The organism is Pseudomonas sp. GD03842 (assembly GCF_029841165.1).
In the GTDB taxonomy this organism is placed as follows: Bacteria; Pseudomonadota; Gammaproteobacteria; order Pseudomonadales; family Pseudomonadaceae; genus Aquipseudomonas.
This window is the reverse complement of the sequence record NZ_JAOCEA010000002.1, coordinates 315,061-325,988: the sequence shown is the minus strand read 5'-3', so window position 1 is coordinate 325,988 and position 10,928 is coordinate 315,061. Positions and strand designations below refer to the sequence as shown.

At 61.8% G+C, this 10,928-nt stretch carries 11 protein-coding genes; 7 read left to right on the top strand and 4 right to left on the bottom strand.

Annotated elements, in window-relative coordinates; translation table 11 throughout:
* The first annotated feature begins 7 nt into the window (after positions 1 to 7).
* From N5D61_RS04000 to efeO (N5D61_RS03980), 5 genes are all read left to right on the top strand, one after another.
* Positions 8 to 904: a LysR family transcriptional regulator gene (locus N5D61_RS04000; RefSeq protein WP_108238363.1), complete on the top strand. Its 897-nt coding sequence runs from the start codon at positions 8 to 10 to the stop codon at positions 902 to 904.
* A gap of 159 nt (positions 905 to 1,063) precedes the next feature.
* Positions 1,064 to 1,933 (top strand): iron uptake transporter permease EfeU, encoded by an 870-nt coding sequence (gene efeU, locus N5D61_RS03995; protein WP_108238364.1) that lies wholly within the window; start codon positions 1,064 to 1,066, stop codon positions 1,931 to 1,933.
* A gap of 8 nt (positions 1,934 to 1,941) precedes the next feature.
* Positions 1,942 to 3,153 carry an iron uptake system protein EfeO gene (efeO, locus tag N5D61_RS03990; protein WP_108238365.1) on the top strand — a complete coding sequence of 404 codons (1,212 nt, stop codon included), beginning with the start codon at positions 1,942 to 1,944 and terminating at the stop codon, positions 3,151 to 3,153.
* A 64-nt stretch (positions 3,154 to 3,217) separates the two neighbouring features.
* Positions 3,218 to 4,534, top strand: a complete 1,317-nt coding sequence (gene efeB, locus N5D61_RS03985) for an iron uptake transporter deferrochelatase/peroxidase subunit (protein ID WP_108238366.1) — start codon at positions 3,218 to 3,220, stop codon at positions 4,532 to 4,534.
* 27 nt (positions 4,535 to 4,561) lie between these two features.
* Positions 4,562 to 5,383, top strand: a complete 822-nt coding sequence (efeO, locus tag N5D61_RS03980) for an iron uptake system protein EfeO (protein ID WP_108238367.1) — start codon at positions 4,562 to 4,564, stop codon at positions 5,381 to 5,383.
* 91 nt (positions 5,384 to 5,474) lie between these two features.
* Here efeO (N5D61_RS03980) and N5D61_RS03975 read toward each other — a convergent pair whose 3' ends face one another.
* From N5D61_RS03975 to N5D61_RS03965, 3 genes are all read right to left on the bottom strand, one after another.
* Positions 5,475 to 6,245, bottom strand: coding sequence for a molybdopterin-dependent oxidoreductase (locus N5D61_RS03975; protein ID WP_108238368.1), 771 nt, complete (start codon positions 6,243 to 6,245; stop codon positions 5,475 to 5,477).
* A complete protein-coding gene (locus N5D61_RS03970) occupies positions 6,238 to 6,861 on the bottom strand; it encodes a cytochrome b/b6 domain-containing protein (protein WP_108238369.1) in 624 nt (207 codons plus the stop codon). The genes N5D61_RS03975 and N5D61_RS03970 overlap by 8 nt, the downstream gene beginning before the upstream one ends.
* Before the next feature lie 192 nt (positions 6,862 to 7,053).
* A complete protein-coding gene (locus N5D61_RS03965; RefSeq protein ID WP_108238475.1) occupies positions 7,054 to 7,659 on the bottom strand; it encodes a hypothetical protein in 606 nt (201 codons plus the stop codon).
* Positions 7,660 to 7,905: 246 nt separating this feature from the next.
* Here N5D61_RS03965 and N5D61_RS03960 point away from each other — a divergent pair, with 246 nt between their 5' ends.
* Both N5D61_RS03960 and N5D61_RS03955 read left to right on the top strand, forming a co-directional pair.
* Entirely contained in the window at positions 7,906 to 8,601 is a 696-nt protein-coding gene (locus tag N5D61_RS03960; protein WP_108238370.1) for a heavy metal response regulator transcription factor, read from the top strand.
* Positions 8,574 to 9,983 (top strand): heavy metal sensor histidine kinase, encoded by a 1,410-nt coding sequence (locus N5D61_RS03955; RefSeq protein WP_279890948.1) that lies wholly within the window; start codon positions 8,574 to 8,576, stop codon positions 9,981 to 9,983. The genes N5D61_RS03960 and N5D61_RS03955 overlap by 28 nt, the downstream gene beginning before the upstream one ends.
* A gap of 36 nt (positions 9,984 to 10,019) precedes the next feature.
* Here the strand turns inward: N5D61_RS03955 and N5D61_RS03950 are convergent, their stop codons facing one another.
* Positions 10,020 to 10,688 carry a polysaccharide lyase family 7 protein gene (locus N5D61_RS03950; RefSeq protein ID WP_108238372.1) on the bottom strand — a complete coding sequence of 223 codons (669 nt, stop codon included), beginning with the start codon at positions 10,686 to 10,688 and terminating at the stop codon, positions 10,020 to 10,022.
* Positions 10,689 to 10,928: the final 240 nt, after the last annotated feature.

Sequence of the window (10,928 nt, the reverse complement as noted above, 5' to 3'; positions counted from 1 at the left end):
GCCCGTCATGAAAAACTCGATCCAGCATATCCGCGCGTTTCTCACCGTGGCCAACACCGGCAGCTTCGCCAAGGCCGCGATGGAATTGAACCTGTCGCCCTCGGCTTTGACCGTGCAGATTCAGCAGCTTGAGGAGTGGCTGGGCGTCGCGCTGCTGGAGCGCAGCCCGCGCCAGGTCAGCCTGACGGCTGCCGGGCAGAACAACCGCGGGCCGATGGAGAAACTGCTGCTGGACCTGGACAACATCGTCAGCGGTTCACGCGATTTGGCGGCCTCGCGTCGAGGCGTGGTGACCATCGCCGCCCTGCCCTCGTTGTGCGCTGGCACCCTGGCGCCGATCCTCAAAACCTTTCGTGATCACTATCCCGGTGTCGAAGTGCGCCTGCGCGACGTGGTGGCGCAGCGGATCGACTCGCTGGTGCGCGAGGGCGAGGTGGATTTCGGCTTGGGAGTGCGGGCGCGGATGAGCCATGGCCTGGATTTCCAGGTCATCCTCATCGACCGCCTGAGCCTGTTCGTGCCACTGACCCATCCGCTGGCCCAGCGCCGTTCGGTGACACTGGCCGACATCGCCGCCGAGCCGATCATCCTCACCGGTCGGGACAGCAGCGTGCGAGAACGCGTCGAGCAACTCTTCGCCGATGCGGGCCTGACCCTCACACCGGGGTTGGAAGCGAATTACATGTCCACGGTCATGGCCCTCGTGCGCCAAGGCCTGGGGGCGACGCTGCTGCCTGAATCGGCCGACGAGGGCCGTGGCGACCTGGCTCAGGTGCAGGTCGAGCATGCGGGGGTCAAACGCGAGATCGGGCTGATCACCCGGACGGGGTCGAGCTTCAGCCCTGCCGCGCAGCGGTTTGTGGAGACGATGCGGCAGGCCCTGGGAGCCCAGGCCGCCCCATGAGCTGAACGGGGGCTGAACACCTGCACAAAATCCGAAAAAAGCAAAAAAACAGGTATGCCCATTCAATAATGAGTATCATTATGTTACACATTAGCTGAATGCGAATGGCTTGCGACCGCGTTCAAGCTGCACACCTTATCAGATTCAGTCCGGTGATAAATGCTCGTTCCTTTTTTGATCATGCTGCGCGAAGGGATTGAAGCCGCGCTTATCGTAGGCATCATTGCCAGTTACCTCAGACAAACCGGCCGTGGCGAGTGGATGCCCGCCGTGTGGATCGGCGTGTTCCTTGCCGCAGCCCTGGCCTTGTTCGTCGGCGGCGGCCTGGAAATGGTCAGTGCCGAGTTCCCGCAGAAACAGCAGGAACTGTTCGAAGGCCTGGTCGGCCTGCTCGCGGTGGTCATTCTCAGTTCAATGGTGGTCTGGATGCGTAAAGTCGCGCGTTCGGTCAAACACGAGTTGCACCAATCACTCGACGCCGCCCTCGCCGGTTCGAAAAACCAGACCTACGCCCTGATTGCCATGGTGTTCTTCGCCGTCGCCCGTGAAAGCCTGGAAACCGTATTCTTCCTTCTGGCGGTGTTCCAGCAGAGCGAAGGCGCCTCCGGCCCGCTCGGCGCGCTGTTTGGCCTGATCATCGCGGTGGCGATCGGCGTGGCGATCTACAAAGGCAGCCTGCGCCTGAACCTGAGCCGCTTCTTCCGCTACACCGGCCTGTTCATTCTGGTGGTCGCGGCGGGCATTCTGGCCAACTCGGTGCGTTCGCTGCACGAAGCCGGGGTCTGGAACCACTTCCAGGACATCGTCTTCGACATCAGCCCCATCCTGCCGATGGATGGCCCTGCGGGCTCGGTACTGGCGGGCATGTTCGGTTACCAGGACGCGCCGAGCGTCAGCGTGCTGGTGGCCTACCTTGCCTACCTGGTTTTCGCGCTGTTCCTGTTCTTCAAGCCGCAGGCGCGGGTGGTGAGTCTGCCCACCCGCCCGGCTCACGAACACGGCCACACCTCCTCCGTTTCGAACAAATAAGGGCAACCATGACCACCCGTCCTTCCGGCCTTCCCGAAGCGAAAGCCAAACCCAAGCGCGCCCTGCAATTCGCCGTTGCAGGTTCGGTGCTGCTGATGATCGCCGCCGGCGCGATGTTCTATTTCGCCTCGCAGGCTGCACAGAAAAAACGCATCGCCAACAGCGGTAACGAAACCGTGGTGACCATCCACGCCAAGAACTGCGAACCCAACGAAATCACCGTTCCGGCCGGCAAAAATGCCTTCCGCATCGTCAACGCGTCCGATCGCGCCGTGGAATGGGAAATCCTCGACGGTGTGCTGGTGGTTGAAGAACGGGAAAACATCGTCCCTGGCCTGAGCCAGATCATCAACGCCAACCTGCAACCGGGCGACTATGCGATCACCTGCGGCCTGCTGAGCAACCCCCGCGGGACCTTGCACGTAACGCCCACCGCCGAATCCGATGCCGCGGCCAAGGCCCGCCCCTCGATGGTCGCGTTCATTGGTCCGCTGTCCGAATACCGTGTCTACTTGAGTACGCAGAGCAGCGCATTGATCCGCGCCCTCACCGACTTGCAAACGGCCATCGAAGGCGGTGACCTGTCCGCCGCGCAACAAGCCTATGCCCCCGCCCGCGCTGCCTATCAACGCATCGCCCCGGCCGCCCAACGCCTGGCGGAACTGGACAACGCCATCAATGCCCGCGCCGACTATTTTGAAAAACGCGAGCAGGATCCGGGCTTCAGCGGGTTCCACCGCATCGAATTCGGTCTGTTCGCGCAGAAATCGCTGGATGGCCTGACCCCGGTCGTGCAAAAGCTGCAAGCCGATGTCGCCACCCTGAAAACGCAATTACTGGCCCAGACCATCGCGCCGGAACAGTTGGCGAGCATGGTGGTGCGCAACATGCGCAGCCTGGCGGAGATCCGCAGCAACGGCGAGGAAGAGCGCTACAGCCATGTCGATGTGACCGGTTTCGTCGCCAACCTGCAAGGCACCCGCAAGGTCATCGACCTGTTGCGCCCCCTGCTGGCCAAGACCTCCGGCGATGTGCTGAAGAGGATCGACGACGCCGCGACCGCGCTGGACGATCAACTGCTGATGCTCAAGACCGACAGCGGCTTCAAGCCCTACGACCAGGTCACTGCCGAACAACGAAAACAAATCGCGGATAAGGCCAAGGCTCTGGCCGATGCACTCGATGGAATCGATCCGGCCCTGGGCCTCACCGGCCTGTAAGCGTGCCCTGGCGGGTACGCGTGTGCCCGCCCGGCCCTGAAACCCGAGCGAAGACAGCATCCACATGAAAGATTTTGATCCAAACGCCCCGATTTCCACCGAGCGCCGCCGCGTCCTGATGGGCTTGGGCGCTGCCGGTGCCGCCATTGCCGGCGCCAGCCTGGCCGGCAATGCGATGGCAGCCACCGCGCCAGCGCAGGTCACCGAGGCGCCGAAAAGCGAAAAGACCCACGACCACAACGCATTCCATGGTGTGCACCAGAGCGGCATTGTCACGCCTCGCCCGGCGGCAGGTATGATGGTCGCGTTCGACGTGCTGGCTCAGGACCGTGACGACCTGGAGCGGCTGTTCCGCACGCTCAACGAGCGAATCGCGTTCCTGATGACCGGCGGCGCGGTGCCTCAGGTCGATCCCAAACTGCCACCTCTGGACTCCGGCATTCTCGGCCCGGTGGTCACCCCGGATAACCTGACCATCACCGTTTCGGTCGGCGATTCCCTGTTCGACGAACGCTTCGGCCTGGAAGGCGTCAAGCCCAAGCGTCTGCAGCGCATGGTCGGCTTCCCCAACGACGCGTTGGAAGCGGCCTGCTGCCATGGCGACCTGAGCATCCAGTTTTGCTCTAACGCGCCGGACAGCAACATTCACGCGTTGCGCGATATCGTCAAAAACCTGCCTGATTTGCTGCTGGTTCGCTGGAAACAGGAAGGCACGGTGCCGGCGCAAGCGCCGCTCAAACCAGGCCAGGCCCCGGAAAGCGCGCGCAATTTCCTCGGCTTCCGTGACGGCTCGGCCAACCCCGATTCGAACAACCAGAAGGCCATGAACGAGGTGGTCTGGGTGCAGCCGGGCAGTGACGAGCCCGCGTGGGCTGTCAATGGCAGCTATCAGGCGGTGCGCATCATTCGCAACTTCGTCGAGCGCTGGGACCGTACCCCGCTGCAGGAACAGGAAGCGATCTTCGGCCGGGTCAAGACCACCGGCGCGCCGATGGACGGCAAGACCGAAGCGGATGTCCCGGACTACAGCAAAGATCCGGAAGGCAAGCTCACCAAGCTCGACGCTCACATCCGCCTGGCCAACCCGCGCACCCACGACTCGCAGAAAAACCTGATCCTGCGTCGCCCGTTCAACTATTCCAACGGGGTGATGAAGAACGGCCAACTGGACATGGGCCTGCTCTTCATCTGTTACCAGCAAGACCTGGAGCGAGGCTTCATTACCGTGCAGACCCGCCTTAACGGCGAACCACTGGAGGAATACCTCAAGCCCGTGGGCGGCGGTTACTTCTTCACCCTGCCGGGGGTCAAGGACAACAACGATTTCATCGGCCGCTCACTGCTGGCAGCGGCCCCCGCCTCAACAACAAAAACTGCCTGACAACCCTTACCTCACAGGAAGAGCTCCATGAAAAAGTCGCCTCTCGCGCTGTTGGTTACCCTCGGTTTGTTGCAGACCCCCTCCGTGTTCGCGGCCACCGCGCCACTGGACCTGGTGACGCCGGTTTCCGATTACAAAATCTATGTGTCGGAAAACGTCGACAAACTGGTGACCGACACCCAAAAGTTCACTGACGCCATCAAGAAGGGCGACCTGGCCACCGCCAAGAAACTGTTCCCGACCACCCGTGTGTCCTACGAGTCGATCGAGCCCATCGCCGAGCTGTTCAGCGACCTGGACGCCTCGATCGACTCGCGCGAAGACGACCACGAAAACGGCGTGAAGGCCGATGACTTCACCGGCTTCCACCGCCTGGAATACGCGCTGTTCTCGCAGAACACCACCAAGGACCAGGACAAGTTCGCCGACAAACTGCTGGCGGACGTGAAAGAGCTGCAATCGCGCATTGCGGACATGACCTTCCCGCCGGAGAAAGTGGTAGGCGGCGCCGCGGCACTGATGGAGGAAGTGGCCGCGACCAAGCTGTCCGGTGAAGAAGACCGTTACAGCCACACCGACCTGTACGACTTCCAGGGCAACGTTGACGGCTCGAAGAAAATCGTCGACTTGTTCAAGCCGCAGTTGGAGAAATCCGATAAGGCCTTCGTGGCCAAGGTCGACAAGAACTTCGGCACCGTGGACAAGATCCTGGCCAAGTACAAGACCAAGGACGGCGGCTACGAGACCTACGACAAGGTCAGCGAGAAAGACCGCAAGGCCTTGGCAGGCCCGGTCAATACCCTGGCAGAAGACCTGTCCCAGATGCGTGGCAAACTCGGTCTGAACTGAGTCTTGCGCGATGAAAAGCCGCCTGCCGATCGCTCGGCAGGCGGCTTTTTCATGCCTCCGTCAGGAAGCAGAACATCCGGACAGTGTTGGCTTAGATCCCACTGAACCAGTTGTACCCCTGATCCTCCCAATACCCCCCGGGGTAATCGTTGGTCACGAAGATCTCGACGATGTGCTTGGGATTCTTGAAGCCCAGTTTGGTGGGCACCCTGATCCGCAGTGGATAGCCGTAACTGGGGGGCAGCGCCACCTCACCGAAATCCAGCGCGAGCAGGGTCTGCGGATGCAGCGCGGTGGGCATGTCGAGGCTGGAGTAGTAACGGTCGGCACATTTGAAGCCCACGAATTTCGCCGTGGTGTCCGCGCCGATGTATTCGAGAAAGGTCTTCAACGGTACCCCGCCCCATTGCCCGATCGCGCTCCAGCCCTCGACGCAGATCAGCCGGGTGATGTCGGTGCGTTGCGGCAGCTTGCGCAAGCCTTCAAGGGTCCACGGAGCCTTGTCGCGCACCAGGCCTGAAACGCCCAGCTTCCAGTCGGCGACATCGAGATCGGGGATGTCGTCCTCGCTATAGAACGCATTGAACGGGAACGGGTTGCGAATCTTGTCCTTGCTGAACGTCGGCGCCAGCTTTTGCCCGCCGAACAGCCAGGCCTGCACTCGATCATTCCAGCGCGACATGGCCCACAACACCTTGTCCACCTGGTCGCCATCCTGCAGATTGCAGCCGCTGAGCAGAGCCATGGCGCCCACCGTCAGACCGCCTTTGAGAAAGTGCCGTCGCTGCAGGTTTTCCAGTTGCGTCTGCTGCGCCGGCTCCAGCTTGATGCGCTGAATGGCGCGTTTGTTCGGTTCAATCATGCTCGACCTTCCCGTTATCCAGCGTGCGCGTACCGCCCACGATCATCGGCAGCAAGGTTTTCGGCACCAGCAGAACCAGCGCCAAGTGCACCACCACGAACGCGCCGATGGCCGCCATGGCTGCGAAATGTACGTAGCGAGCGAAATCATAGCCGCCGAACAGCGCGGTCAATTCTTGAAGTTGAATGGGTTTCCAGATCGCCAGGCCCGAGGCCACGATCAACACGCCAGCGGCCAGCACCAGCCAGTACATCAAACGCTGCACGGCGTTATAGACGCCCTTTTCGTGCTTGAGACGAAAGCGTAAGGCGTCCACCAGGTCGCGTCGGACCGCGCGCGCCGTTACCGGCAGCAGGTCGCGTTTGAAGTGGCGACTGAACAGCCCGTAGAGCACGTACGCCAGACCGTTGATCACCAACAGCCACATCACGGCGAAGTGCCAGGCAAGCGCCCCGCCGAGCCAGCCGCCCAGGGTGAAGTCCCGAGGGAAGGAAAATCCGAACAAGGGCGACGCGTTATAGATGCCCCAGCCGCTCATGAACATGCAGACCATGCCGAAGGCGTTGATCCAGTGCGTGAGGCGAACGGGCCAAGGGTGAAGGGTGGTTTTTTTCATGGTGTGATGCTCATCACGGAGGGCTCAACCTGCATTCGGAACCCGAAGTGTAGTCGTGCCAGGCGTCGAGCCATCGTGAACAAGCGCCTTTTGCGGGCGCTTGCACGGGCTCATCTGGGCGCCTGAAACGCTGTTCAGACGAGGACCTGTGCAAGCCAGCCTGCTCACGAATGGGACGGTGCGGCTGCCTGCTTACATCGGTGGCTGGAAGCCATCCTTGCCCACGGCCACACCGCGAGCGGTCTTGCCGTCTTCAGCGGCGAACACCACGACCTTGGCGCCTTTGGTCAGTTGTTCGACCTTACCGGCTTCGACATAGGCGATCGGCACGTCCGCAGGCACCACCAACTGCTTCTCACCGCCCTTGTAGCTGACACTCAGGGTACGGCCGTTGGCGTTGGTCAGTTTACCCACGGTGCCGTTGGTCATGGTCCCGGTGCTGCCATCGGCGTTCTGCCAGCCATAGTGCCCTTCACCGCTGCCTTTCAGGCTCGCTTCGAACACGGTGACTTCCAGCGCCTTCAAGGTGCCATCGGATTGCGGAATGGCCGCAGACCCGATGAAGTCGGACGGTTTGATGGAGGCGATGTCAGCCTTCGAAACCAGGCGGATGCCGGTCTTGTCAGTCAAGCCGATGCTCTGATGGGCACCGGCGCGGGTGGTGAAATTCAACGTGTTGCCGTCAACACTGTCGACGGTTCCGCGCAGCGGTTTGACGACCGGCATGTCGGCGGCCGAGGCCATCACGGCAGCGCTGAGCATCAGCAGACCAAAGGTGGAGGACAGTGCAGTCTTCATGTTCATTGCGACATTCCTTCAGGCAGGGAGGTTAAGCGGATCGTTGCGTTTGTGTGCCCTATCGTCTTCGCCGAACCGGTACTTCACCATGACCGCCCGATGACATTTTTGTCATTCAGGCACCGGCCGGAATCGCCACCGGTCGATGACAAAAATGTAACCGTCCGCCGCGGCCAGGTTGGTTACACTCCGCACACCACACGGCGCGAGCGCCTTTTGCGACGCCGATGCCAAGCGAGCCACACGATGCACATCCTGCTGATCGAAGACGACGCCAAGACCGGCGAATACCTGAAGAAAGGCCTCAGCGAATCCGGTTACAAGGTCGACTGGGCGCAACACGGTGCCGACGGCCTGCACCTGGCGCTGGAGCAGCGCTACGACCTGCTGGTGCTCGACGTCATGCTGCCGGGCATCGATGGCTGGCAGATCATCGAAGTGCTGAGGGCCAAGCAGGATGTGCCGGTGCTGTTCCTGACCGCTCGCGACCAACTGCAAGACCGTATCCGTGGCCTGGAATTGGGCGCCGACGACTACCTGGTCAAGCCCTTCTCCTTCACCGAACTGTTGCTGCGCATCAGAACCATTCTGCGCCGTGGCGTGGTGCGAGAGGCCGATCATTTTCACCTGGCCGACCTGGAACTGGACCTGCTGCGCCGACGCGTGACGCGCCAGCAGCAGGTGATCACCCTGACCAACAAGGAATTCGCCCTGCTGCACCTGCTGCTGCGCCGCGAGGGGGATGTGCTGTCACGCGCGCAGATCGCCTCCGAAGTCTGGGACATGAACTTCGACAGCGACACCAACGTGGTGGACGTGGCGATCAAGCGCCTGCGCAGCAAGGTCGACCTCCCCTACCCGGTCAAGTTGATTCACACGGTGCGCGGCATCGGTTACGTCTGCGAGGTGCGGCCATGCGAGCCCGACGCCAGCCCTCTCTGACGCTGCGTTCGACGCTGGCCTTCGCCGTGGTGGCGATGTTCTCGGTGGCCAGCGCCGGCATGTACCTCTACGAAACCATGAAGGCCTCGGTGATGACCCGCAGCGACCACGCGGTGTTGGCGCGTCTGGATCATTTCCGCAAACTGCTGGAATACGACCTGAGCCTCGATACGCTGCGCGGCAGCCCCCAACTGTTCGAAAACATGCTCGACAGCGAGGACGACATTTTCATCATTGCCGAGCCCGGCAGAGCGCCGGTGATTTCGGTCAATCCGCTGCAGGCGCATCTGCCTGACATGCCGGTGGTCCCTCCCGGTCGCCCGCTGAACGTCAACGACCTGCGCAGCGGCTCGACGAAGGGCGATGTCCCGATGCGTGCTGCCACGGTGGCCGCCCTCTCCAATGGCAAGACGGTGCACTTGACCGCCGCCCACCTGGCGGTCAAAGAGATGGCGGAGCTGGCTAACTTCCGCAACCGCATCCTGGTCGCCGTGGCGATGGCCTTCCTCGTCACAGCGTTGCTCGGCTACCTGTTGCTGCGCCGTGGCCTGCGGCCGCTGCGTCGCATGGCTGAACATGCCACCGCGATTACCCCGGCCCGCCTCGACAGCCGGATGGACAGTCGAGACACCCCCGTGGAGCTGCAACAACTGAGCGAGGCGTACAACGCCATGCTCGATCGTCTGGCGGACGGCTATGGGCGGCTGAATCAGTTCTCCGCCGACCTGGCCCACGAAATCCGCACACCGGTGGGCTCGCTGATGGGCCACTGCCAGGTCGCCCTGCGCCAGCCTCGATCGGTCGATGAATACCAGGCGCTGGTTGCTTCCAACCTCGAAGAACTGGAGCGTATCTCGCGCATGGTCGAAAGCATCCTGTTCTTGGCCCGCGCCGATGACGCACAAGGGGCGCTGAATCGTCAGCCGCTCACATTGAGCGACGAACTGCAACGGGTCACCGGCTATTTCGAAGGGCTGGCAGAAGAGCGGCAGATGACCCTGAACACCTCCGGCGACGGGGTCGTGAATGCCGACCCCCTGCTGCTGCGCCGGGCGCTCAGCAACTTGGTCGCCAATGCGATTCGCTACGCGGATGAATGCAGTGCAATCGACATCCGTGTCGTCCAGGATCCCGTCCAGTGCCGAATCGAGGTGGAGAACCAGGGGCCGACGCTCAGCGAATCGGCGCAGGGCAAGCTGTTCGATCGGTTCTACCGCGCCGACGCCTCGCGGCATCAGAGTTCGGACTCCAACGGCCTCGGACTGGCCATCGTCGCGGCGATCATGCAGCTGCACGGGGGCGAAGTGAGCGTCGAGCAGCCTTCGAAGGGTCGCATTCGCTTCGCCCTGACCTTCAAGCACACGGGCCCGCTGCTTCGCTGAAACGGCAGCCCCCGTCATCGCTTGGCCGATGGGCCTTTATGCCTTCTTGTCGTGGGCAATCTGCAACTTGTAGAACGTCGCCGCTCCCCCCTCGCTCGCATACCCAGTGTTGTCCTGGGTATAGACCCCCGCCTTGAAATACAGCTGTTTGCTGTTCCAGGTCGCGTCCAGCTTGCTGCTCCACTGCATGTCGTGGGCGTTGACGACCAGGTTGCCCGTCGGGGTCAGGTGGATGGTGTAGGTGAAACGCTCCTTGAGCAGCACCCCGGTCGCCAACTGCACCACGGCGGGTTCCGAGGTCGGCGTCTGACGGAATTTCACCACCAGGTTGCCGGTCTGGGTCTTTTCCTTGTACTGAAATTCCAGTTTGATCAGCGGCTCAGTGCTGCCGTAGCAGTGGATCTGCCCGATGACGATTTTGCCCGAGGATGGGACTTGATCGACGGACAAGGCTGCGCGCAGAAAATTGTCCGCCTGGGTGTAAACCCAGTTGTGCACCGCGCCGTTGGCGTAGGTCTCCCGCAGCTCGGTACGCGGGTAGACCGCATTATCGGTGCGCGAGCCGGTCACCGGCGCCCAGAAGAACAAGGTGTCACCAGAACGGAAGTAACCATCCTGATACCCCGCGATCAGCTTGGGCGTGTCGATGGTGGCGGCAGGAACGCCTACAGGTACGGAGAGGTTCCAGGTAGCAAGGTCGATCATGTTGCGCTCGTGGGTGCGCGTTGCGCACCAGCAAAGGGAGGTGTCTGGCTCAAGGCTTTGCGCCCGTTTGCCTGTCGCCTTTGCTATCGGCTGAATCGTTTGTTCTTTAGCGCCGTCCCCAGTCAAGAAACCGCCGAAAGAGCCTCTGAATCTCTCTGGGCCATCATTGTGAAATCAATTCGGGAAGCAGATAAATTGGCCAAATTTTGATCAGCTCGCCAGATTTCGGGCGCTTGAATA